Raw genomic sequence first — 24,909 nt, 5'->3', positions numbered from 1 at the left:
TAACGGGGAAACGGTCATCGAGGGGATAAATGTGGCCAATCTGGCCGGGCCGACGTGACATTGGAACTGGATTCGACGAAAGAACGTAGTCGCGCCGCTGACACCGTGCGCTCAAAAGGACTCAGGGCAGAAAACCGCAAGCTACGCGCAGCGATAGTCGCTCGGACAACGGCCGGTCCAGCGGCGAAACGCGTGCCGGAATCCGGCCGTTTCGCTATAGCCGAGCCGCTCGGCGATATCCGACATCGACAGCCGCGTACGCACCAGGTAGTCGAGCGCGAGATCGTGGCGCACGCGGTCGAGCAGCGCCTGGAAGGCCGAGCCGCTGCCCGCAAGACGCCGTCTGAGCGTGCGCTCCGACACGCACAGCGCATCGGCGAGCGAGCGCAGCGAACCATAGCGGCGTGGGTCGGAATACAGCAGGCGCAGGCTGCGCGCGGTGACGTCGTTGCCCGCCGCGGTGGCCCATTCGCGCTCGAGTTGCGCGCATTGCTGACGCGACATCAGATAGCTCACCGGCTCGGCGAGGGGCAACGGTTCGTCGAGCCAGCTGGCCGGAAAAATCAGCGCGTTTTCGGCAGCGTCGAAGGTGGCGCGTTGGCCGATCCGCTCTTCGTAGGCGTCCGCGTGAGCCGGTGCGCCGAACGTCACCTCGAGCGCGGATGGCGCGCGCCGCGCTGACAGCACGTCGCAGACCACCGCCCACATCGACGCGAGACACATGTCCGTATTGATCACGGCGAGATCCGGCCGGTAGCGGTAATCGGCCGCGACGATGGCCGCGACATCTGCGTTGCGGCGCAGCGATACCTTGAAGTAGCTTCCAAGCAGTAGGGGAAAGTCCTGGGCGCACTGCAGCGCGTCGCCAAGCGTGGGACTCACCAGCATCGCGTAACCGAGGATGCCGTAGCTCGAGATATGCATGGCGCGGCCGATATCGAGGCCGATGCGCGTATCGCCGCGAGCCTGCAACGCGTTGGCGAACACGATCAGTTCCTGCGCGTGCGTGACGAGCCCGGACGGCTGACGCAAATCGCCCTCGCTAACGCCGCTTCCCGCCAGCAACACCTCAGCGCCAATCCCCTGCCGCTCCAGCAAGGAGACGGCGGCGGCAATCGTATGCAAGGTCGCAACGCATTGGGCCGGCGACGGGCGTGGCGAGCACGGTGCATCGGTCATGGGTGATTCTCAGGTTCCCTCGATCAACCGATGATATTTGATCAAATTTCCCAAAAGGGAAAATCCGTGCGATGATTTGATCAAATCCCATGATGCAAAATACCCAGCTTTTCCGAACAGGCTCGTTCGCGCAAGGTTTGCAGCCGCGCTTCGCGCCGTCTTCATCAACCGACTGGAGTCAACCTTGCAAAGCGACCTACGCGACGACCTGCGTGAATTCCTGGAACATCACCGCATTCATGAAGTGGAATGCGTGATACCGGACATGACGGGCGTCGCGCGCGGCAAGATCGTGCCGAAGAACCTGTTTCTCTCGGAAGGCAAGATGCACATGTCGAACGCGCTGCTGATGATCACCGTCAACGGCGAGTTCGCGGATTTCGAGCGCTTTGTCGGGCCGAGCGATCCCGACATGGTCTGCATCCCCGATCCGAACACGGTGCGGCTCGTACCGTGGGCAATCGAACAGGTCGCGGTCGTGATCCACGATTGTGTCGGACTCGACGGCAAGCCGATCGGCATCTCGCCGCGCGCGGTGTTGCGGCGCGTGCTGAAACTCTATGAGGAAAAAGGCTGGCGCCCTGTGGTCGCGCCGGAGATGGAGTTCTACCTGATCGCGCAGAACAAGAATCCGCATGAACCGCTGCGCCCGCCGCTCGGTCGCGCGGGGCGCAGCGAAGCCGGCCGCCAGTCGTTCTCGATCGACGCCGTCAACGAATTCGATCCGTTCTTCCAGGACCTGTCGCGCTTCTGCGAGACCACGCATCTCGGCGTCGAGACGCTCGTGCATGAAGTCGGCGCGGGGCAAATGGAGATCAATTTTTCGCACGGCGACGCGCTCGATCTCGCCGACCGCGTGTTCCTGTTCAAGCGCGCGGTGCGTGAAACTGCCTTCCGTCACGGCATTTTCGCGACTTTCATGGCCAAGCCGATGGAACATGAACCCGGCAGCGCGATGCATATTCATCAGAGCATCGTCGACAGCAAAACCGGCGAGAACATCTTTTCGCTTCCCGATGGAACAGCGAGCCCGCTGTTTTTCAACTACATCGGCGGCTTGCAGAAGTACATGCCGCAAGCCATGCCGATGTTCGCGCCTTACGTGAACTCCTACCGGCGTCTGTCGCGCTTCACCGCCGCGCCGATCAACGTGCGCTGGGGTTACGACAACCGCACCTGCGGCATCCGCGTGCCGAACTCCGGACCGGACGGCCGGCGGCTCGAAAACCGCGTGCCGGGCGTCGACGTCAATCCGTATCTGGCAATGGCGGCCACCCTCGCCTGCGGCTATCTCGGCATGGTGGAGCAGCAGGAAGCGTCGGCGCCGATGATCGAAAGCGCCTACGACCTTGAATACGAATTGCCGCGCGGCCTCGAAGATGCGCTCAAGGCGCTCCTGAAGTGCACCGAACTCGCGGACGTGCTCGGCGACAAGTTCGTGCAGGCCTATTGCGCGGTGAAGGAAAAGGAGTTCGAGACCTTCTCGCAAGGCATTACCGCGTGGGAGCGCGAGCATCTGCAACTGCTCGTGTGAGTGCGGGCGGCTTATGGAAACGTCATCGGAGAAGCTGGATTTGAATACTCGCCAAGGTATCAACTGGGAGCGCGCACAGGCGCTCGTCGAACGCGAACGCCGCGCGTTTGCCGACGCCATGCCGACATCGCGCGCGCTGTCCGAACGCGCCGCGCGCCACCTGTTGTTCGGCGTGCCGCTGCACTGGATGAACGACTGGTCGACGCCCTTCTCGCTCTATGTCGAAGAAGCACGCGGCGCCGCGTTTACCGACGTGGACGGTCATCATTACGCGGACTTCTGCCTCGGCGACACCGGCGCGATGTTCGGCCACTCGCCAGCGCCCGTGGCCCGCGCGTTGGCAGCCCAGGCCGAGCGCGGTTTGACGACCATGCTGCCGGGCGAGGATGCCGCGTGGGTCGGAGAAGAACTCGCGCGCCGTTTCGGCCTACCCTACTGGCAGTTCGCGATGACCGCGAGCGACGCCAACCGCTTTGCGTTGCGCTGGGCGCGCGCGGCGACCGGGCGCAAACAGATCCTGATCTTCAACGGTTGTTATCACGGCACCGTGGACGACGTGTTCGTCGATCTCATCGACGGCCAGCCGCAACAGCGCGACAGCCTGATCGGCCAGGTGCACGACCTGCTCGGCACCACGCACGTGATCGAGTTCAATGATCTGGCCGCGCTGGAAAACGCGCTGAAAGACGGCGAAGTGGCCTGCGTGCTGGCTGAACCCGCGATGACCAACATCGGCATGGTGCTGCCCGAGCCTGACTACTGGCGGCAAGCGCAAGCGCTCATACGCCGCTACGGCACGCTGCTCGCGATCGACGAAACCCACACCATCAGCTGCGGCCCCGGCGGTTACACGAAAGCGTACGGCCTCGAACCCGATCTGTTCATCCTCGGCAAACCGGTGGGCGGCGGTTTTCCGTGCGCGGTGTATGGGTTCAGCGCGGAGCTCGCGGCCCGCGCGCAGCACGCCAAGCGCAGCGCACCGCCCGGCCACTCAGGCATCGGCACCACCCTCACGGCGAATATGCTGGCGATGAGCGCGATCCGCGCGACGCTCGCCGAGGTCATGACCGACGCCGCCTACGATCACATGTTCGCGCTCGCCGAGCGAATCGAGACCGGTCTGAAGGATGCGATCGCACGCCACGGCCTCGCGTGGTGCGTAACGCGCGTCGGCGCCCGCACCGAATTCCAGTTCACGCCGACGCCGCCGCGCAACGGTGACGAAGCCGGCCGCCAGCTCGACCCGGAACTGGAGCACATCCTGCACCTGTACCTGCTCAATCGCGGGGTGCTGATCACGCCGTTTCACAACATGATCCTGGTATGCCCCGACACGTCGGCGGCCGACGTCGACAGACTGGTTTCCACATTCGACGCCTGCCTTGCGGAACTGACCTGTCGAGCTTTATGAAAACTTCGCGCCATCACACGCTGCAGGACCAGACCTACGAAACGCTACGGCAGTGGCTGACGATCGGGCGCTTCGTGCCGGGCGAGCGCATCAAGATCCGTCACGTCGCCGCCGAACTCGGCGTGGGCGAAATGCCGGTGCGCTCCGCCTTGCAGCGCCTCGCCGCCGAATCGGCGCTGGTGAACGTGCCCAATTGCGGCGTGACGGTGCCACGTCTGTCGAAAGAACAATTCGACGACGTGCTGCGCGTGCGCCTGATTCTCGAAGGCCAGGCCGCCGAACTGGGCGTGCCGCATCTCAGCGAGCACGATCTGGAAACGCTGGAAAAACTGAATGCGCAGATGGTGCAGGCCTTGCGGATCGCCGACGCCAAGGGCTATCTCGACGCCAACGAGGCGTTTCACCTGATTCTCTACCGCGCGGCCGGCTCGCCGCTTTTGCTCGAGTTGATCGAAACGGTGTGGCTACAGGTCGGGCCGATTTCGAATCTGTTGTTTGGCGACGCGCAGTTCGCCGCCACGCTCAACGATGCCCACGACGACTTGCTGAACGCCGCGAAGGCGCGGGATGCGGCCGGCGTGCGACGCGCGATCGAGGACGATCTGAGTCATGCGGCGAGTTGTTTGCGGGCGCAGTGTTTATAGGGGCCGGCGCAGGAATCACGCTTTCAACGTCGCCTGTTCCAGAATCATGTCGTAAAGCGCCTGCGCCGCCGGCGACAACTGAGCGGTCTTACGCGCCACGAGAACAAGCGTGCGCGAAACCACCGGATGCGTGAGCTCAACCGTGCGAACCGTCGGATACGCGCCCTTCTGAATGGCGAGCGCCGGCACGACGGCCGCACCCACACCCTGAGCGACCAGCCCGACAGCAGTCGAACTGCGCTGCACTTCATAAAACGAGCGCAGCGCCAGTTCGCTCTTTTCCAGCGCGACATCGAGCAATGCGCGATTGCCGCTGACCTCGCCGGCAAAAATCAGCGGATACGGTTGCAATTGCTGCCAGGCGATGCGCCGCCGTTTCGCCAGCGGATGATCTTCATGGCAGATCAGCACGTAGCGGTCTTCCGTCAACGGCACGCTGGCAAGATCGGGATGACGCTCGCCGGCGATATTGATGCCGAACTCCACCTCCCGGCGCAGCACCGCCTCCTCCACTGCGGACGACGCGTGATCGAGAATCTTGATGCGGTTATGCGGATAACGCGCGGCATACGCCTGCAGAATGCGCGGCAGATACTGCACGCCCACGGTCGGCACGCAGGCGATCGACACATCGCCGCGACGGGCCACGCCCGTCTCACGAATTTCCACCAGCGCATCGGCAAGCTCGCCCAACAAGCGGCGCGCTTGCGGCAGAAAACTGCGCCCTATTTCCGTCAGTGCCATGGAACGCGTGGTCCGCTCGATCAGCGTGACGCCGAGATACGTTTCGAGCTTACGCAGACGCTGCGTAATGGCCGTTTGCGTGACGTGCAGCGAATCGGCGGCGCCTTGAAAGCTGCCGCGATCCGCGATCGCGACGAACGCCTGTACGCCGAGCGTGTCGATTTTCATTAGAAAAATGAAGGAATTGAAATGATAAATTCATTTTACTCCGCCTTCGCCGCCGCACAGAATGAGCGCATTGGATCGATTTGACATCACACCCTGTGGGTGGATGTCAGCGAAAACGGTCCGGAAATCGGATGCAATTGGGTGCAATCGGGACAAAGGAGCGCGAGATGACTTCATCGACAAATTGGCAGGCAAAACAGTACGTGTTATTCGAAAACGAGCGCACGCGTCCGGTCAGGGATCTGCTGGCTGCGGTGCCGGCAACGGATGTGCGAGTGGCGGTGGACATCGGCTGCGGGCCCGGCAATTCCACCGAAGCGCTGGCGGCCCGCCTGCCCGGCGCGAAGGTCAGCGGCATGGACAGTTCCGCCGACATGATCGCGGCGGCCGTCAAGCGCCTGCCGCAATTCCAGTTCGAGGTGAGCGACATCGAAACGTGGGATGCGCCAGGCCCTTACGACCTGATCCTCGCCAACGCCGTGCTGCAGTGGGTGCCGAATCACGAGCAACTGTTTCCATCGCTGGTAAAAAAACTTGCGCCGGGCGGCAACCTGGCCGTGCAGATGCCGGACAACCTCGACGAACCCGCGCACCGTTTGCTGCGCGAAATCGCGGCGGACGGCCCCTGGGCGAACAAGCTGAGGGGGGTGGAACGCACCATGCGCTATGGCGCCGACTGGTACTACGCGTTACTCAAACCACTGTGCGCGCGGGTCGACGTGTGGCGCACCGTCTACCATCACCCGCTCGCGGGCGGCGCGGACGCGGTGGTCGAGTGGTTCAAGGGCAGCGCGCTGAGGCCGTTCCTCGCCGAACTCGACGACAGCGAACAAGGCGTCTTCCTCGCGCGCTACCGTGATGCGATCGCGCGAGCTTATCCGGCCCAGGCTGACGGCACCGTGCTGCTGCCCTTCCCACGGCTGTTTATCGTCGCTACGCGCTAGCGGAGTCAGGCCGCCTGCGGGTTACCCCGTGGTGTTTGTGGTGCCGGAGTCGCCAGGGTCAGTCAGGCATTGCCGCTCGTGAATTCTGCGTGATATTGTGTAACGTAAGCGGAGGGCGGCTTGCCGCCCTAATCGGAACGCAAATTTCAGCAGCGAGCGTCGCCATGAGTGATGTACGCCATCATCTGAGTCCACGGGACCGTTTGGAGCTGTTGTGCTGGCTCACCTGCGGCTGCCTGGGCGCTTATTACCTGAATGAGGACTGGCCTGACGCGGCGTTTCACGTGCAGGCCGCTCATAAGTGGCTCGACTATCGGTCCCGGGAAGCAGACTGGTTGAGTATCGCCAGGTTGTCGGCAACCGCGCTGGAGATTGCGCAGCGGCACGCGAAATTTGTCGAGGCCGATTGGGCGCGGGACGCGGTCGAGGAAATTCTCGATACAGACGAACTCGACCCGCAGGCGCGGCTAGTCAAGCAGGTGCTGGCGGATTGCCAGAACGCGCTTTCGGACAAGCGCCTCGCCGATTAATTTTTTCCCGCGCGGCATGTTGCGTGAGTCGGGATGCGGCGTTGGCTCCGTTGATCGGTTTGCCAGCGCCGCGCAGGCAAATTAAAAATTGTGCCGCAAACCCACGATCACGGAGAGTTGTTTATCCGTGTCCGAATTGACGATATTCGGAATCTGCGCCAGATTCTCCGTCTGCCCCGTCGACGGATTGATCCCCAGCCCGGCGCCGGAAGATTTCTGCCCGATCGCCACCGCATAAACCGCCGTCCGCTTCGACAGGCTATACACCGCGCCAAGGTTGATCTGGTGCACGCGGGTCGAAGCGCTGCTGCTCGGTTTGGCGTCGTTGAAAATATAGGCCAGACCAAGCTGCAAATCCGGCGCGACCATATAGGTCGTATTCAACTCGGCAATGTCGAACGAAATATCTTGCCCCGCGGGCGTTGCCGCACTCGCGAAATACTGGCTCTGTGATAGGCGCGTATGCGTATAGGTGAGCGCCACGCCCGCCTTGCCGAACGCGTACGAGCCCCCTGCTCCGAAAATCCTCACCTTGCTCGCCTGCTGCAGCAGACAATACGACGCGTCAGCATTCGCGCAACTGAAATCGCCGATATAACCGGTCGTGCCGCCTAGGGCTGCCTGCAACGGCTGATTCAACTCGAGATACCCCGCGCTCAGCGACAACGGCCCCTGCGCGTAATTCGCCGCCAGTGCCCAGCCCTTGTTCTGCGAGAAATTCCCCGCCACGCCACCCAGGCTGAACAAGCCGCCCACCGTCAAACCACCGAAGCTCGGGCTGATGTATTTGATCGAGTTGTTGAAGTTGAACGCTTCGTTGAGGTTGTCGACGTCGCCGAAATGCGAGCCGTACAACGTCGCCCAGTTATTGCTCGATGCGTACGCTCCCATGTAGTCGGAGAACGGATCGTATTGACGGCCGAACGTCAGCGCGCCGTACGTACCGTTGTTCAAACCGACCCATGCGTTGCGGTTGAACAGCGTATTCGATTGCAGCATCGCACCGTTGCCGATCAGAAAGCTGTTCTCCAACGTGAAGTTCACCGTGGTGCCGCCACCGATATCTTCAGCGCCCGTCAAGCCCCAACGCGACGGCACCAGATTGCCGCCCGCCAGCTGATAATTCGCGTGGCCGTTGGTGCTGCCGTCGGCGAGCGTCGTCTGCTGGTTGGTGGTGTACACGACGCCGGCGTCGACCGTGCCATAGAGCGTCACCGAAGATTGCGCATGTGCGCCCATCGCGAGGCCGCACGCGGCCAGCGCAAGCGCCGAGCGCTTGACGAATGTGTCTGCCATATTTTTTAGCCGGAAGTTGAGTGGTGAAATCAGCAAGAACAAACTGGACGCCTCAAACGAACGACACCATTCCGCCGCCGTTCAGGAATGAACGGCAACAGTCGATCGTTAGAACGTGGCGAGCTAGCGCGCGCTGGGTGTCTTGCGCGCTGTTCGATTACTGCCCGAAGCGCGCGTAGATGTCCGGTCGCTTCTTACGCAAGATGAGACCGATCACGACGCCACAGAGCGCCACCGCGAATACGATCCAGGGGAAAGACTTGACGATCGGGCTATCGGAGCCGCTGAGCGCGTCAAGATTGCGCACCAGAATCACGCCGATATACAGCAGGCCGATGCCACCGACGAGAGGCGCGACGAACGAATGCCATACGCGCGTGTCCTTGCGCGTCTTGCGGAAGAACGCGATGACGGAAAAACTCGTCACTGCTTGCAACATCACGATCCCGATCGTGCCGAGCGCCGAACTCCAACTGAACACGATGTTGAACGCATCGCTGCCTGCCGCGATGAAGAGCCCGAGCAGAACGCACACGGAGAGCGTTTGCAGGTAGCTCGCCACATACGGTGAACGGTACTTTTCGTGCACGCGGTTCAACGCTTGCGGCAGGATTCCCTCCAGGCTCAGCGCGTGGATATAACGCACCAGCGTGTTATGAAACGACAACAGGCTCGCGAAGATACTGCTGAGCAACAGGAAGCTCATCACCGTCGTCACCGCACCGCCCAGGTACTTGCCGGATTGAATGAACCAGAAGTCGCCAGGCTGCTTCGTCGCAACCGCGACCACGTCGGTCAGTCCATACGCGCAAACAATCGTCCACGTGACGAAAGCGAAGAACACGAGAATCAGCATCACCGACACGTACGTCGCGCGTGGCACAGTCACTTTCGGGTCCCGGCATTCCTTGCCGTAAATCGCCGTCGCTTCGAAACCGATAAACGACGCAAAGGCAAACATCACCGCAATGCCCAGGTGGCCGCTGAACACATGCTCCGGCGTGAACGGCGCGAGCGTGAGGCCGTTCGGGCCACCATCATGCACGACGATCGCAATCGCAAGCAGCAGCAGAATGCCCAGTTCGAGACACATCAGCACGCCGAGCAGCCGGCTATTCAGATCGATACCGCGGATGCCGGTGAATTGCACCACCGCCACGCAGATCAGCGAATAGCCGTACCAGGGCATCGCCGTGTGCAGGAGTGGAGAAAGAATCACCGTGCAGAAAAATCCAAACAGCCCGTATAGCGCGATCTGGATGAAGGTGTACGACATCAACGCGACGAGTGCGCCGGCCATGCCCAATGGCCGTCCAAGTCCGGCGGTGATGTACGCGTAAAACGCACCGGCGCGCACCACATGTCGGCTCATCGACGCGAAGCCCACGCTAAAGATCAGCAGCACGACGCCGGCAATCACGAACGCGCCCGGAATGCCGGCGCCATTGCCCAGGCTGATCGCGGGCGGCACCGCACCGAGCATGCCGGTCAGCGGCGCGGCCGCGGAAATCACAAGAAACACGATCTGCCACAGGCCCAGCGTATTGCCCTTCAGTTCCACGGGATTCTCCGCGTCGACCAGACGGGTCGGAGAGTAGGGTTCATTCATCGCTGCCTCTATTTTGTTGGCTAGTCTGGAACTCGCCTAAACCCTGGAAATACTGGTCCAGACGCTCGCTTGACCGACGTTCGAAGTTTCGGTGTGAGCGCATGGTAGGTAGCTAAAAAATAAAGCGACTTCGCGAACTGCGCCAAATTTTCGATAAATTGCGCCAATGCTCACGAGCGTCTCATGCACTGCGGTTCGCAGTGATAGTTAGGAAAGGGAAGTTTTTTTGTGTGAGGATTTCGCCTTCAAGTTCTTTCAGAATGAAAGCAACTGCGGCGCCACCACCTTTATTGTTTTTTCCAGTTGCGCGTGGCGCGCCACAACACGGTTGCGTCGGCGTAACCCACAGCGCGAGCGATCGCCGCGTTGGTGAGCCCTTCGCGTTCAAGCAGTCCTTCCACACTGCGCTGCCGCTCTTCGCGCACGATCTGCCGCACGGAAGTCCCCGCCTCGGCCAGATGCCGCTGCAATGAACGATGCGAGAGACCGAGATCTTTCGCGATGTCGGCAACGATCAGCTTTTCGTGCGCGAGCCGCCGCGTCACCAGATCGCGCACCTGGTCGGCGATGCTGTGGGGCACCGCATCGCGCGCAATCAGATCGGTGGCGTGGCGCTCCATCATGCGCGCCATTTGCGTATCGGCGCTTTTGAGCGGCGCATCGAGATCCGATGGACGCAGGATCACACCATTGAAAGGCTGCTGAAAGCGCACCGGTACGCGAAAAATGCGCGCATACGGTTTGAGGTCAGCGGGCGCGGCATGTTCGAAATGCACTTCGGCCGGATTCCACGCCGCGCCGCGCACGGCCCGGATCATATGGCACATCGTCGAGAGGCTGTATTCCGCGTCCTGCCGGCGCGGCCAGATCTGCGGATTGGCGATCTGATAGGTCCATACCGGCCATTCGCCATCGCGCAGCAACTCGCAGGTCGTGGTGTTCTGCCACGACGCGAGCGCGAGCGAGAACTTGCGCACTGCCGCATTCAAGGTTGGCGACGATAGAAACACGAGACCTGCCGGCCCGAGCTCCGTCACCTGCAATTCGCTGCCGAGACGCAGGCCGAGCGACGGCTCGCCGAGTACCTCGGCCGCGCGCTCGAAGGCCGCCACGTAACGCGTCAGCGGCAGGATTTCATAGGGATTCGACAGGAGCTTGCGGCTCATGCCGAACGCTTCGAGCAGCGCGTCGCAATTGGCGCCTGATGCATCGAGTGCGCGCACAACCGGCCCCATGACCGCGGCGCGGATCATCGGGAAACTACCGTTGAGCGTGACTTTTTTCATGCTGAGCGTCTCCTCTCAAGTCTTCGCTGGTGTGCTGCAGTGTTCTTCCTCGTGGCGCACTTTATCGTTCATTTGGCGCGATAAGCAAGCGCGAAAATATTATTGGGTTCCTACGATTTGCCATCGACTCAGCGTTCGACGCGGTTCACGCAGCCTCGCGCGCGGTCCGGTCCAGCACACTCCTTACGGGAACCTTATGAACACGAATGCCACGAAAACCGCACACGCCCCCGTTCATCCGCTCGATCCGCTGAGTCCGGACGAAATGCAGCTTGCCTGCGATCTCGTGAAGGCCGCCGAAAATTTCGACGGGCATGTGCGCTTTCCGATGGTCGAATTGCGCGAGCCGGCGAAGGCCGAAGTGATCGCATTCAAGACCGGCGAATATTTTTCGCGCACGGCGTTCGTCCTCGCAATCGATCGCACGAATGGCACGACCACCGAATTCCATGTGGACCTGAGAGAGAAAAAAATCGCCTCGCGCAACGTGCTGCCGTTCGATCAGGCGCCATATGGCCAGCCGCCGATCATGATCGAAGACTTCATGAACGCCGAGCAGATCGTCAAGAGCGACGACGCATGGCGCATTGCGGTGATGAAGCGCGGTTTGACCGAGAAGGATCTGGAACGTGTCCAGGTCGATCCGTTTTCCGCCGGTTGCTTCGACCGCGAGAACGAGAATGGCCGGCGCCTCGTGCGTTGCGTGAGCTACTACCGCGAGACCGTGACCGACAACGGTTACGCGCATCCGATCGAGGGCGTGGTGGCGGTGGTCGATCTGCTCGAGAAAAAAGTGATCGAACTGGTGGACGATGGCCGCATCATTCCGATTCCGCGCGCGAGGCACAACTACGATACGCCGAGCCTCGGCGAGCCGCGCAACACGCTCAAACCGCTGTCGATCAGCCAACCCGACGGCCCGAGCTTCAAGATCGACGGCTGGCACGTGAGCTGGCAGAACTGGAGCTTCCGCGTCGGGTTTACGCCGCGCGAAGGTCTGGTGCTGCATCAACTGTCATGGGACGACGGCAAGAACGCGCGGCCGATCATCTACCGTGCGAGCGTGACGGAGATGTGCGTGCCCTACTCCGACCCGAGCACGAATCACTACTGGAAGAGCGCATTCGATGCCGGTGAGTACGGCCTCGGCAAACTGGCGAATCAGCTTGAACTCGGTTGCGATTGTCTCGGCACGATCCGCTATTTCGACATTCCGTCCGCCGACGATTTCGGCAATGCGTTCGTGATGAAAAACGCCGTGTGCATGCACGAAGAGGACTACGGCACCCTGTGGAAGCACTACGAGTTCCGCACCGGTGTCTTCGAAATGCGTCGCTCGCGACGCCTCGTGATCTCCTTCTTCGCGACGGTCGGCAACTACGACTACGGCTTCTACTGGTACCTGTACCAGGACGGCACCATCCAACTCGAATGCAAGCTGACCGGCATCGTCCAAACCTCCGCGGTAGCTGACGGCGACACGTATCCGTGGGGCGGCATGATCACCGAGAACCTCGGCGGTCCGACCCATCAGCACTTCTTCAATGCACGGATGCACATGATGGTGGACGGCGAACGCAACACGGTGACCGAACATGAATTCGTGCCGCGTCCGATGGGCGAAACGAATCCGTACGGCAACGTATTCGACACCACCAAACAGGTGTTCAAGACCGAGAGCGAAGCCGCACGCCTCGCGAACGGCCGCACCGGACGTTACTGGAAGGTGACCAATCCGAACGTGAAGAACGCCGTCGGCGCGAATCCTGGCTACAAGCTGATCGTGAACGACTCCCCGCTGATGCTCGCCGACGAACGCTCGAAGGTCCGCCAACGCGGCGGCTTTGCGACACGTCACGTGTGGGTCACACCATTCGATCCGGCCGAGCGCTACGCGAGCGGCGACTATCCGAACCAGCACGCGGGCGGTGACGGCTTGCCGCGCTATATCGAGGCGAACCGCAACATCGAGAACGAGGACATTGTCTTGTGGCACAGCTTCGGCCACACGCACGTATGCAAACCCGAGGACTTCCCCGTGATGCCCGTGGAATACGCCGGCTTCATGCTCAAGCCGAACAACTTCTTCTCCGCCAACCCGACGATGGACTTGCCGTCCGAGCGGGATCAGAACAGCGTTGAGGATGGGAAGTCTGCGGATCATGGCTGCTGCAAGCGGTGATTCGATGACGCGTGACGCGCGGCGTGCTGCTGCGGGCGTGGCCGACGCGAGATACATGCGGCCCGCGACTGCGTGCAGCGTAGTACGTCGACTGACTCCACGCGGAGGCGGCGTGGCACGCATGCTGAGTGCGGGTCCAGGCGGTGCGATACGCGGGCGGATTGCGTCCACGAGGGGCACGGTGCGCGGGTTAATTGCGAGCGTAAGCTGCACGGCCTGTGTGTTGCTCGTGGGCGGTGCCGCGACACTGGTGACTCAAACCGGTCTTGGTCAACGAGCCAACGCGTTGTGGATGAGCGTATTGGCGTTAGCAACGATGACGATCGTGCCGTTGTTGATGTCACGCGTATCCCGGCCGCACACGACGTTTGCGACGGCGGTGACGCTGATTGCCGCGATGAGTGCGATGGGGATCATGCCGGCGTATGTGGGCGGATTGGAGCATTCAGTCACGATAGCTGGGTTGTTTGTGGCGGTAGGTAGCGCATTGCTGTTGTGCGGGTGGCATCTAGTTGATGCGCCCGTGTTGCGTCCTAAGGATTTCGATCGGAATCAATACGCGAATCAAAACACGGCCCAGTCGACCGAAGCCATCTGCGCAACCGGTGCAACGGTACTGCTCGCAGTATTTTCAGGCTTATCGAGCGGCAGTCTCGCGCGTTTCCAGTTGTTTGCGATTTGCGGCATGAGTGGCGCCCAACCGATATGGCAGGTCTTGCTTTCGGTGGGTGCGGTTTGCGCACTGGCGTTCATCGCCGACCGTTCCGGCAACAACAAACGAATGTTGATTGTGCTGTACGTGCTACGAGCGGCGTTAATTGGAGCCCTCGCAGCCGTGGACAGTCCAACCCTAGCACTACTCGCAGCAAAGATATTTCTGATTCTCGACTGCCTGACGATTCCGGCGCTGATGAAACTGCGAAGAAATTCGTGCAGCGCGTTGAGCGCAAGTTGTCCCGGCGCAGCCCACCACATCGGGATGGTATTGGGCGCAACGTTATCGACAACACCCTACTTTTTCGGCGAAGGATTCATCGTGCTGTACGCACTAAGCGCGATCACGAACCTGCTATGCGCCGGCACATTAGCAACCAACTGGTCCGAAAGAAAGGCGCGCCACGAGCATCTAAACCATGACCACCGCCTGGCAGACTCTTCCGACGAGCACAAAGTGCCAGTCGGGAAGTATGACTCCCTTGTCACGAACGTTGAATGTGAGAGAACACAGATTCCAGATGCACCACTACCGTCTGCCAGCTGCGGGCCCCACTTAGCAGGCGTGGTTTGAGCCGCTTTCTTTTGCCTACTTTTCTTTGCGGCGGCAAAGAAAAGTAGGTGCTGCCCCGCACAGGGGCAACGCTAATAGACCACTAACAAAACAAGGAAAGGCACCACCGCAGGCAAACAGCAAAAGCGCCAACCAAACAACACCACCACCCTCACCCCGTCGGAGACAAAACCATGCCCGAACAAAAAACCCAAACACCGCAGCTACCAAAAACAATGTTCATCAACGGCGAAAAAACCCCAAGCGCCGCAGGCAAAACCTTCCCCATCTACAACCCCGCAACGGGCGAAGAACTATCCCACCTCCCAGACGCATCAGAAACCGACATCGACCACGCGGTCAAAACCTCAAGAGCAGCTTTCGAGGCAAACACCTGGCGCAGAATGCCGCCAGCCACCCGTGAACGTCTGCTGCTAAAACTAGCCGACCTGTTAGAACAACACACCGACGAACTAGCCACACTAGAAACCCTGAACCAGGGAAAACTAATAGCCTTCTCCAAGATGCTGGAAGTCTCAGGCAGCGTCCAATGGCTCCGCTACATGGCCGGCTGGGCCACCAAAATCGAGGGCACCACCTTCGACCTGTCGATCCCCTTCCCACCCGGCACCCGCTACAACGCCTCAACAAAACGCGTCCCAGCAGGTGTAGTCGCCGCAATCGTGCCGTGGAATTTCCCACTCCTGATGGCGGTCTGGAAAATCGCCCCAGCCCTCGCTTGCGGCTGCACAGTCGTGCTGAAACCAGCGGAAGAAACGCCTCTAACAGCAATCCGCCTGGCCGAACTGGCTCACGAAGCCGGCTTCCCTCCAGGCGTATTCAACGTCGTCACAGGCCGCGGCGAAACCGCCGGCGCAGCGCTAGTCAAGCATCCCCTAGTGAACAAGGTTACCTTCACAGGATCGACCGAAGTGGGCCGCATCATCGGCCGCCAATGCGCTAGCGATCTGAAGCGCGCATCGCTGGAACTGGGCGGCAAGAGCCCCGTGATCGTGCTGGACGACTGCGACCCGAAGAAAGCGATCGAGGGCGCGGCCGGCGCGATTTTCTTCAATCACGGACAGGTCTGCACCGCGGGTTCCCGCCTGTACGTTGCGCGCTCGATTTACGACGAAGTGGTGCAAGGTATCGCCGCCGTGGCCGATGGCATTGCCTTGGGTTCCGGCTTCGACGCCGCGACGCAGATGGGGCCGATGGTTTCCGCGCGGCACCGCGACAAGGTCATGGGAATGATCGCCCAAGGCCGGCAGGAAGGCGGCGAAATCCTGTCACGTGACGCGGCCGTTGATGCGGACGGCTTCTTTGTCCGCCCGACGGTCATTGCCAATCGCGCATGCAAGCCGCTTTCCGTGGTCAGGGAGGAGGTATTCGGACCGGTACTGGTGGCCATGCCCTACGACGATATCGACGAAGTCCTGATTCAGGCCAACGCATCGGAATACGGTCTCGGCGCGAGTGTGTGGACGAATCAGCTCGACAAGGCATTGAGGCTGATCGACGGCATCGAGGCGGGAACCGTTTGGGTCAACACGCACAATATGGTCGATCCGGCGATGCCGTTTGGCGGGTTCAAGGCATCCGGAATCGGACGCGAGCACGGCAAGGCCATCGTGGATGCGTATACCGAGAGCAAGTCGGTCTGCATCGCGTATTGACCAGTCGGTCTCTGCACGTCTTGCGGCACCAACGCATCGCCGCCACAAGACGTGCACGCTTCTAGCGCCTCGAGGGCAACACAGTAAAATAGCGGGCACCCGCGCCGCCGCGCGTCAGCCTACCCTTGGGTGCCCCACCTTGAAACGCAAAATGCCCGCGCTGAACGCGCTGAAAGCCTTCGAAGTCGCCGGCCGCACGGGCAGCTTCACGCGCGCAGCGGAGCTGCTGAACGTGACGCAAAGCGCGGTCAGCCGGCAAGTCCGGCAACTGGAAGCTCAGCTCGGCGAGACCTTGCTTCAGCGTCACCATCACCACCTCGAGCTCTCGGCCGCCGGCCGCATCCTCCTGCAAGCACTGCAACAGTCATTTGACCGCATCGAACTCACGGTCCGCAGCCTGCAGGAGAAAACCCACCGCAACCGTCTGCGTATCAACGCGCCGCCCACCTTCACGAGCCGCTGGCTGATGCCGCGCCTCGGACGTCTGCGTGACGCGCATCCGCATCTCGAACTCAGCCTGTCGACCCGCGTCGACGACAATCTCGCCGAATCGGGCGTGCTCGACTGCGCCATCCGTTTCGGCAACGGCGAGTGGGAAGGTTTCGACAACCGTCTGCTGATGAACGAACGGCATATCGCCGTCTGCGCGCCCGCCTTGCTCGCGCGCCAGGCCGGCCGCGCGGCCATCGATCTGAATCAGTTCACGCTGCTGCACGTGCTCGCGAGCACCGATCAGCGCTATCTGACCTGGCAGCACTGGTTGAAAGCCGCGGGCATCGAAAACGTCGACACTCGCGGTGGCTACGAATTCGATCTGCTCGATCACGCAATCCGGGCCGCTATCGACGGGCTCGGCGTGACCATCGCCGATCGTCACATGATCGGGCGCGAGCTGGCTGAGGGGCAGTTGGTACAAGTGCTCAATGTGCACGTCGACGGCCACCAGTCGTACTGGCTCGTCACGCGCGCGGAACAGGACGAGCTGCCGCACGTCGCGCTGTTCCGCGACTGGCTGCAGCAAGAGATCTGGCTGACCGAGCGCGCGCTCGATTCGTCGGAGTCGGCGCAATTAGGCGAAGCGGGTTGAGGCGGACGAACTCAGGCGGCCGCAGCCAGCTCCGCCGCTTCGGGTTTAAAAGCAGCTTCGACGGCCGCATCCATGAGGATCATCTCGGCGCCCTTCTCCGCAACCATCATCGTCGGCGCGTTGATGTTGCCCGATGTGATGTTCGGGAAGATCGACGCGTCGACCACGCGCAAGCCGGTAACGCCGTGCACCCGCAAGCGCGCATCGACCACTGAGGTGCGCGGGTCGTCGCCCATCGCGCACGAACCGCACAGGTGATAGATCGAACCCGATTGCTCGCGGAAATACTGCAGGAAGCCTTCGCGCGTATTCACGTGCGGCCCCGGCGAGATTTCCTCGACCGTGATCTCTTTCAACGCCGGCGAAGCCATCACCTTGCGCACCAGTTCGCAACCCTGGATCACTTCGTCGATGTCTTTCTCCGTGGTCAACGCGTTGATGCGGATTTTCGCGGCGTCTTCCGCACGGTTCGACGCGATCTCGATCGAACCGCGGCTCGTCGGCCGGCACGGGTTGAATGCCAGCAGGAAGCCCGAATACGGCTCGGGTTCCAGATTCGCCTTGTTGCTCTTCGGAATCCGGTACGACAGCGGATTGAAGTACAACTGCAGATTCGGCTGCACTTCGTGGTCGTTGCCCTTGAAGAACCCGCCCGACTGGTTCACGCTCATCGCGAGCGGCCCCTTGCGCGTCAGCAGATACTGCAGACCGAGCTTGAGCTTGCCGAGCAACGGGCGCAATTCGTCGTTCAACGTCTTCACGTTCGCGCGATAGTAGAAACTCACGCACAGATGGTCCTGCAGATTTTGCCCCACAGCAGGCAGTTCCTTAACCATCGCAATACGATGTTTCGCGAGCAATGCGCTATCGCCTACGCCGGAGAGTTGCAACAGTTTGGGCGAATCCACCGCGCCCGCCGACAGAATCACCTCGCGATTCGCCATGAACTGCCGCGTCGCGCCGTTCTGCGTCACGCTCACACCAATGGCCCGTTGGTTACCGTCGAATAGCACGCGGCTCGCGAGCACGTCACGCTCGACCGTCAGGTTCTTACGCGTCAGCACCGGATGCAAATACTCGAAGCTGCTCGACGAACGCTGCCCTTTGCGCGTATTCACGTCGTAGATACCCGCGCCTTCGAATCGTTCGCCGTTGAAGTCGTCGCTGCGCTTGTAGCCGGCCTGGTCGCAGCCTTTCAGGAACACATGGCAGATCGGATGGACTGCATCCTTCATCGGCGAGATACGGATCGGGCCGTCCGCGCCGTGATACTCCGTGTTGCCGAGCGGATGCGATTCGAGCTTGCGGAAATACGGCAGCACGTCGCGAAACGCCCAGCCCGGGTTGCCCGCCGCGGCCCAGTCGTCGAAATCATGCGGCTGGCCGCGCACGTAAATCATCGCGTTGATCGAGCCGGAACCGCCCTGCACCTTGCCGCGCGGGCAATAGATCGGCCGGTTGTCGAGTTCCTTTTCGGGCTCGCTGTAGTACATCCAGTTATAGGTTTCGTTGTAGTACGTCTTGGTGAAACCCACCGGGATCTTGAACCAGAACGAGCTGTCCTTGCCGCCCGCTTCGAGCAGCAGCACCGAATATTGGCCCGACGCCGAAAGGCGATTGGCGAGAATGCAGCCCGCCGAACCCGCGCCGACGATGATGTAATCGTAGTTCATGCTCTATGTCGCCAAGCGGCGCCCAATCCATTGAAAGCGTAAAACAGCTGAATCCGCCAGGCTCAACCCTTGGCCGGCGCGAGATCCTTCACGTCGGCAGGAAGTGCTGCCATCTGCAGATGCAGACGCTCGCCGGTGTAAGGCGTGTGCTGCCGAACGACGTCCATGTTCAACTCCACGCCCAGACCCGGTTCCTGCGAAGGAATGATGTAGCCGTCTTCCCATTGAATCGGCTTCTTCAACACTTCAGCGTGGAAGCCGTCCCACGTGCCGATGCTTTCCTGAATCAGGAAGTTCGGCGTGCAGGCGGCAAGCTGAATACTGGCGGCCGCGCCAATCGGACCGTTGTACAGATGCGGCGCGATCTGCGCGTAATACACCTCGGCGATCGCCGCGACTTTCTTCGCTTCGAGCAGGCCGCCCACACGCGCCACGTTCAGTTGCAGAATCGACGCCGCGCCCGCTTCGAGCAGCTTGAAAAACTCGTACTTGGTAGTCAGGCGCTCGCCCGCGGCAATCGGAATACTCGTGTGCTGCGCGACTTGCGCCATCGCGCCTTCCTGTCCCGGCGGCACCGGTTCTTCGAACCACAACGGATCGTATTTCTCGAGGCGCTTGGCAAGCCGGATTGCCGACGACGGCACCATCTGCCCATGCGTACCGAACAGCAGATCGGCCTTGCTGCCGACAGCCTCGCGCACACGGCGGCAGAAGGTCTCGCAACGGTCGAGCACTTCCATCGACAGTTGATGACCTGAATAAGCCGTGTACGGCCCCGCCGGATCGAACTTCACCGCAGTGAAACCACGCTTGACGTTTTCAACCGCACATTCGGCAGCGAGATCGGGATCGTCGTAGTCGTATTCACCGCGGCTGTTCTTCGGATACAGGTAGGTGTACGAGCGCAGACGCTGGTTCACCATGCCGCCGAGCAGTTCGTACACCGGCTTGTTCGCCGCCTTGCCGATGATGTCCCAGCACGCCATTTCCAGCCCGCTGACCACGCCCATCATCGTCAGATCGGGGCGTTGCGTGAAGCCGCTCGAATACGCTTCGCGCCAGAGCCGCTCGATATGGTGCGGATCCTTATCGAGCAGATAACGGCCGAATACATCGTCGATGATGTGGGTCATCGCTTTCGGATGGAACGTCGCCGAATAGATTTCGCCGACGCCTTCAATACCGCAATCGGTCTTGAGCTTGACGAAGATCCAGTACATGCCGCCCACATGCGGCGGCGGTACGGCGACGATATGCGTTTCGAGCGAGACGACTTTCATTTACGCAACCCCTTTTTTGCTAAGCATGTTTCTCAGCGCGAGGCCGGCAAAGCCGCCGAGCGCCGCCATTCCGGCCACATAGCCGAAGTAAAGCTGGTAACCGAAGACGCCTGGGAAGTTCTGCGTCAGATAGCCGTTGATCAACGGCAGGAACACGTCGGGCGAATAGCCGAGTACGGAGATCAGGCCGATAGCAAGGCCCATCGTTTCGACCGGGATATTGCAGCGATCCAGCAGCGACCAGTAGAGCCCGCGAATCGCGTAAGTCAGAATGCCGATGAACAGCACGAGGAACACCAGCAGCACATGGCTCGAGATACGCGGCGCCGCCATCAGACCAAGCAGCGACAGTGCGGCGAGAAAGAGCGCGATCACCAGCACAGAGACTTTCGAATAACGGTCGCCAAGAAATCCCCCGCCGATGCCGCCGATCGGTCGCATCCACAGCTTGAGCGTCGTGATCGTGCCGGCCATCACCACCGTCAAGCCGATTTCGCCTTCGTGCAGATACGCGGAAAAGCTGTAAGTCGCCCAGAACACCTGGTAACCGCAGAACACAATAGCCGCGACCAGCCACAACTCAGGAATCGACGCGAGCGTTTTCAGATCGACCAGCACGTTGCTGCGTTTCTTCGTGGCGCGGTTGGCCGCCGCGTCTTTAGCGCCTTGCGGATCTTTAACCAGCGCAAGCACCACGCCCAGTGCGATGCACAGAAACGCGTACATGTAGACGACCAGCTTGAAGCCGGCCGTCACCGGTTCGCCTTTGGTCTGCGTGAACCAGGCGAACAGCGTGATCGCGATCGTCGCGAGCATGGCTTCGATCAGGCCACGTCCACCATCGAGCAAACCGAAGAAACGGCCCTGCTCGTGCGTGCCGGCGATCATCGTCACGCGCTTGATCACGGCAGCCCAGAAGGTCAAGCCGGTCGACAATCCCCAGCCACCGAAAATCAGCATCAGCATCTGGAACGACGGCGCGGTCGAATACCACAGGCCGAGCACGCCAGTTGCGATCAGCGAAAAGCAGATCAGCAGACGCGGCGCGATCCGGTCGGCGAGCCAGCCACTCGGCAGGTAACTCAGCAGGAAGATCGTGCCGAGCGACGAATACAGATAGCCGAGCTGACTATCGGTGATGTGAAACACTTCGAGCATCGTCGGCTGATAGACCTGCCGCAGATACAGAATCGGGTAAATCGCGCCGGCCGCCACGACCAGCAACATGAGCTGGATGTAGCGTTGAGCCTTGTTGGCTTGCAATGCGGTTTCCGCGGCGCTCGAGGCGAGCGAAGCGGTGGTTTGAACGGGTTGAGATGACACGTGAGCGCTCCTGGAAGACGCAGCGCCGGTTCACCTGGCCGCCGGGTCTTCAAATATTTTTATAAGTGCAGCGGATTTGCTGCGTTTTTTGCGGGTTTCAAAACAACGCGTGCCGTCTACTCCGAATCGCGCGGCACGCGCCGGTTTCAGCTTTTCAGCTTTAGTACTTCATGACCACAAGGCGGGTCTGCGTGAATTCGAGCATGCCGTGCTTGCCGTCGTCGCCGCCGAGACCCGAGCGTTTCCAGCCCGCGTGGAAACCTTGATACGGATCGGCCGGCGTACGGTTCACATACAACTCGCCTGCCTCGATGCCGTTGGCAATCTTCATCGCACTGCGATAGTTCTCGGTATAGAGCACCGACGACAATCCAAACTGATGGTCGTTGGCCATCTCCAGGGCTTCGTCGAGCGTGCGGTATTTGACGACCGGCATGATCGGACCGAAGGTTTCTTCCTGGATGATTTCCATGTCCTGACGGCAGTTCGACAACAACGTGGCCGGATAGAAAAAGCCCTTGCCTTGCGGCAGCTTGCCGCCGGTTTCGAGCGTGGCGCCCGCAGCGATCGCGCGTTCGACCATCCCGTGAATCGACTGGCGCGACGCGTCGTTGACAAGCGGCCCCATCAGCGAAGGCTGTTCGGCACGATCGCCGCTTTCCACCGCGCTCATGTGCTTCTTCAGCAGCGCGACGAAACGGTCATGCACGCTTTCCTGAACGTAGACGCGTTCGATCGCCGTGCAAAGCTGCCCGCAGTGCGTGGTTTTGGATGCGACCAGATCGCGCGCGGCCTTCTCCAGATCGGCATCCGCCTCGATGATCGCGGGCGTCTTGCCGCCCAGTTCGAGCGACGGCTTGGCGATGTTCGTCTTGCAGTATTCGAGTACCTTGCGGCCCGCGCCGACGCTGCCGGTCAGCGTGATCATGCCGACCTTCGGATGCGTGCAAAGCGCCTCGGCGGTTGCGTGATTCATCGCGAGAATATTCACGACGCCGGCCGGCAGCCCTGCTTTCTCCACTGCCCTGGCGATCTCGAACGCGGAGGTCGGCGTGTTGTTGCTCGGGCGCACCACCACGGTATTGCCGGCGATCAGTGCGGGCGCCACCTTGCGCATGAACGTATAGACCGGGTAGTTGAACGGGATCAGGCATGCGACCACGCCGATCGGCTCGCGATGCAGCACGAGGTTTTCGTCGGGCGTGTCGCTCGGAATCACCTCGCCTTCGATGCGGCGCGCCCATTCGGCGTGGTAGCGGGTGATCTGGCCGGCGTAGATCGCTTCGTTGGTGGCGTCCGCGACGCTCTTGCCCGACTCCAGCGCGAGCGCCGCGCCGATGGCGGGCGCGCATTCGGTGAGCGCGTCGGCGAGCTTGTGCAGATAGACCGCGCGCTCGGCCGAAGGCAGCTTGCGCCAGCCCTTCTGCGCGGCGGCTGCGGCGTCGACCGCGGCGATCGCCTCGGCTTCGGTAGCGCCCGTGACGTGGGCAATCACGGCTTCGGTGGCGGGGTTGGTGACGGCGATGAGCTCGTCGCTTGCCGCGTCGATAAAGCAGCCGTTAGCAAAATTCCGATCGAGTCGCATCTCGTCTCCTGAAAACCTGGTGCGGTGGCGCATTGCCTTCGGCTATCGCCTTCATGCCAAAGGTGCATGGACGGAATTTTTCTCTGGGGCACGGCGCACCACAAGCGAATAATTCGCGGGACAAACATTCGAAAAAATCACGTTTATCCAGGGATGTGCCTCATACGCGAATCCCATCTCGAATAGCAGAATCCGGGCTTTGCCAAAAGCAGCGGCCTTTACAGGCGGTCGAACCCCGTTTCGACCCACTGAGGTCACTCATTACCAAAGTCTGGAGCTCACAATGAAAAAGAATGTCATCGCCACCGCCGCCTTCACGGCACTCACCTCGCTGGCGGCCCCGTCCGTCTTCGCGCAAAGCAGCGTGACCCTGTACGGCGTGCTCGATGAAGGCATCGACTACACCAACAACGCCGGGCGCGGCGCGGTCTGGGAAATGGCGAGCGGCTATGCGCAGGGCAGCCGCTGGGGCATGAAGGGATCGGAAGATCTGGGCGGCGGCATGAAGGCCGTGTTCCAACTTGAAAACGGCTTCGACGTGAGTTCGGGGCGGCTCGGCCAGGGCGGCCGCATGTTCGGCCGCCAGGCCTATGTGGGCTTGAGCGACAACCGGTTCGGCACGGTCACGCTCGGGCGCCAGTACGACTCGGTGGTCGACTACCTTGCGCAGACCACCGCCAACGGCAACTGGGCCGGCTACCTGTTTGCGCACCCGTACGACAACGACAACACGGACAACTCGTTCCGTCTCGGCAATAGCGTGAAGTACGCGAGCCCGGAGATCGCGGGTTTCCAGTTCGGCGGCGTGTACAGCTTCAGCAACGACACGAACTTCGCGAACAACCGTGCTTATAGCTTCGGTGGCCAGTACGCGAACGGCGGCCTGCTGATTGCGGCTGCGTACCTGCAGGCGAACAATCCGGGCGCGGGTTCCACCGGTGCGATCACCGCGAATGACGCGAGCTTCATCGCCGGGCGCATGCGGGTGTTTGGCGCCGGCATCAACTACACGTTCGGTTCGGCGACCGCCGGTTTTGCTTACACCAACTCCAACTATAAGGACCCGACCGGCAACGGCTATATCGGCATCCCGCTGGCGGCATCGGGTGTCAGCCTGAATACGCTGAAGTACCAGAACTTCGAAGTGAACGGCAAATACCAGTTCACGCCGGCCTTCTTTATCGGCGCGCAGTATGTGTACACGATGGAGAACTACGATGCGTCGACGGGCAGCGTGAAGCCGAAGATTCACTCAATCGGTTTGATGGCGGATTACAACCTGTCCAAACGCACGGACGTGTATGTACAGGGCGAGTATCAGAAGGTCGCGGGCGACACCACCCACTCGATTCTCGACAACGCGTTCATTCCGGGCGTGCAGGCGCCGTCGTCGACGGGTAATCAGGTGGCCGTGCGACTCGCGCTGCGGCACAAGTTCTGAGGATCGGGGGATTCGTGCGCTGGAGCCGCGCCGTGAGTGGCTCCGGGTCA

At 61.2% G+C, this 24,909-nt stretch carries 19 protein-coding genes; 10 read left to right on the top strand and 9 right to left on the bottom strand.

Going from position 1 to position 24,909, the window contains the following annotated elements; all coding sequences use genetic code 11:
- Window positions 1-141 precede the first annotated feature (141 nt).
- On the bottom strand, window positions 142-1,179 hold the full coding sequence (locus M0D66_RS10415) for an AraC family transcriptional regulator (RefSeq protein ID WP_200650995.1): 1,038 nt from the start codon (window positions 1,177-1,179) through the stop codon (window positions 142-144).
- Window positions 1,180-1,363: 184 nt separating this feature from the next.
- Here M0D66_RS10415 and M0D66_RS10410 point away from each other — a divergent pair, with 184 nt between their 5' ends.
- The 3 genes from M0D66_RS10410 to M0D66_RS10400 are packed head-to-tail and all read left to right on the top strand — an operon-like array spanning window position 1,364 to window position 4,768.
- A complete protein-coding gene (locus M0D66_RS10410) occupies window positions 1,364-2,713 on the top strand; it encodes a glutamine synthetase family protein (protein ID WP_201126326.1) in 1,350 nt (449 codons plus the stop codon).
- Window positions 2,714-2,753: 40 nt separating this feature from the next.
- A complete protein-coding gene (locus M0D66_RS10405) occupies window positions 2,754-4,124 on the top strand; it encodes an aspartate aminotransferase family protein (protein ID WP_200619440.1) in 1,371 nt (456 codons plus the stop codon).
- Window positions 4,121-4,768 carry a GntR family transcriptional regulator gene (locus tag M0D66_RS10400; RefSeq protein ID WP_200619439.1) on the top strand — a complete coding sequence of 216 codons (648 nt, stop codon included), beginning with the start codon at window positions 4,121-4,123 and terminating at the stop codon, window positions 4,766-4,768. The genes M0D66_RS10405 and M0D66_RS10400 overlap by 4 nt, the downstream gene beginning before the upstream one ends.
- Before the next feature lie 15 nt (window positions 4,769-4,783).
- Here M0D66_RS10400 and M0D66_RS10395 read toward each other — a convergent pair whose 3' ends face one another.
- Complete coding sequence (locus M0D66_RS10395) at window positions 4,784-5,680, bottom strand: LysR family transcriptional regulator (protein WP_200619438.1); 897 nt, start codon at window positions 5,678-5,680, stop codon at window positions 4,784-4,786.
- 167 nt (window positions 5,681-5,847) lie between these two features.
- Between M0D66_RS10395 and tam the strand changes: the two genes are divergently transcribed.
- A complete protein-coding gene (gene tam / locus M0D66_RS10390) occupies window positions 5,848-6,624 on the top strand; it encodes a trans-aconitate 2-methyltransferase (RefSeq protein WP_200650999.1) in 777 nt (258 codons plus the stop codon).
- A gap of 164 nt (window positions 6,625-6,788) precedes the next feature.
- Window positions 6,789-7,154, top strand: coding sequence for a hypothetical protein (locus tag M0D66_RS10385; protein ID WP_054037539.1), 366 nt, complete (start codon window positions 6,789-6,791; stop codon window positions 7,152-7,154).
- 81 nt (window positions 7,155-7,235) lie between these two features.
- Here M0D66_RS10385 and M0D66_RS10380 read toward each other — a convergent pair whose 3' ends face one another.
- From M0D66_RS10380 to M0D66_RS10370, 3 genes are all read right to left on the bottom strand, one after another.
- Window positions 7,236-8,450, bottom strand: coding sequence for a porin (locus M0D66_RS10380; protein ID WP_266210702.1), 1,215 nt, complete (start codon window positions 8,448-8,450; stop codon window positions 7,236-7,238).
- Between the two features lie 157 nt (window positions 8,451-8,607).
- Complete coding sequence (locus M0D66_RS10375; RefSeq protein WP_200619435.1) at window positions 8,608-10,059, bottom strand: APC family permease; 1,452 nt, start codon at window positions 10,057-10,059, stop codon at window positions 8,608-8,610.
- Window positions 10,060-10,346: 287 nt separating this feature from the next.
- On the bottom strand, window positions 10,347-11,345 hold the full coding sequence (locus M0D66_RS10370; RefSeq protein WP_200619434.1) for an AraC family transcriptional regulator: 999 nt from the start codon (window positions 11,343-11,345) through the stop codon (window positions 10,347-10,349).
- Window positions 11,346-11,541: 196 nt separating this feature from the next.
- Between M0D66_RS10370 and M0D66_RS10365 the strand changes: the two genes are divergently transcribed.
- The 4 genes from M0D66_RS10365 (at window position 11,542) to M0D66_RS10350 (ending at window position 17,557) form a co-directional block, all read left to right on the top strand.
- A complete protein-coding gene (locus tag M0D66_RS10365; RefSeq protein WP_266210701.1) occupies window positions 11,542-13,527 on the top strand; it encodes a primary-amine oxidase in 1,986 nt (661 codons plus the stop codon).
- A 181-nt stretch (window positions 13,528-13,708) separates the two neighbouring features.
- Entirely contained in the window at window positions 13,709-14,815 is a 1,107-nt protein-coding gene (locus tag M0D66_RS10360; RefSeq protein ID WP_266210700.1) for a hypothetical protein, read from the top strand.
- A 215-nt stretch (window positions 14,816-15,030) separates the two neighbouring features.
- A complete protein-coding gene (styD, locus tag M0D66_RS10355; protein WP_301772817.1) occupies window positions 15,031-16,470 on the top strand; it encodes a phenylacetaldehyde dehydrogenase StyD in 1,440 nt (479 codons plus the stop codon).
- A 151-nt stretch (window positions 16,471-16,621) separates the two neighbouring features.
- The gene (locus M0D66_RS10350) at window positions 16,622-17,557 is read left to right on the top strand and encodes a LysR substrate-binding domain-containing protein (RefSeq protein WP_266210698.1); all 936 of its coding nucleotides are present in this window, start codon (window positions 16,622-16,624) and stop codon (window positions 17,555-17,557) included.
- 11 nt (window positions 17,558-17,568) lie between these two features.
- Here M0D66_RS10350 and M0D66_RS10345 read toward each other — a convergent pair whose 3' ends face one another.
- From M0D66_RS10345 to aldA, 4 genes are all read right to left on the bottom strand, one after another.
- Complete coding sequence (locus M0D66_RS10345; protein WP_266210697.1) at window positions 17,569-19,230, bottom strand: GMC family oxidoreductase; 1,662 nt, start codon at window positions 19,228-19,230, stop codon at window positions 17,569-17,571.
- 62 nt (window positions 19,231-19,292) lie between these two features.
- Window positions 19,293-20,510 carry a mandelate racemase/muconate lactonizing enzyme family protein gene (locus M0D66_RS10340; protein ID WP_211701592.1) on the bottom strand — a complete coding sequence of 406 codons (1,218 nt, stop codon included), beginning with the start codon at window positions 20,508-20,510 and terminating at the stop codon, window positions 19,293-19,295.
- Window positions 20,511-21,833: a nitrate/nitrite transporter gene (locus M0D66_RS10335; RefSeq protein WP_200651008.1), complete on the bottom strand. Its 1,323-nt coding sequence runs from the start codon at window positions 21,831-21,833 to the stop codon at window positions 20,511-20,513.
- A gap of 160 nt (window positions 21,834-21,993) precedes the next feature.
- Window positions 21,994-23,418 carry an aldehyde dehydrogenase gene (gene aldA / locus M0D66_RS10330; RefSeq protein ID WP_200651009.1) on the bottom strand — a complete coding sequence of 475 codons (1,425 nt, stop codon included), beginning with the start codon at window positions 23,416-23,418 and terminating at the stop codon, window positions 21,994-21,996.
- Window positions 23,419-23,701: 283 nt separating this feature from the next.
- On the opposite strand from aldA, the gene M0D66_RS10325 reads away from it, so the two are divergent.
- Window positions 23,702-24,859, top strand: coding sequence for a porin (locus tag M0D66_RS10325; RefSeq protein ID WP_200571143.1), 1,158 nt, complete (start codon window positions 23,702-23,704; stop codon window positions 24,857-24,859).
- The last annotated feature ends 50 nt before the right edge of the window (window positions 24,860-24,909 follow it).

Origin of the sequence: Paraburkholderia sp. SECH2, assembly GCF_030464795.1 — a bacterium.
Lineage (GTDB): Bacteria > Pseudomonadota > Gammaproteobacteria > Burkholderiales > Burkholderiaceae > Paraburkholderia > Paraburkholderia aspalathi.
This window is presented reverse-complemented; position numbering and strand designations above follow the sequence as displayed.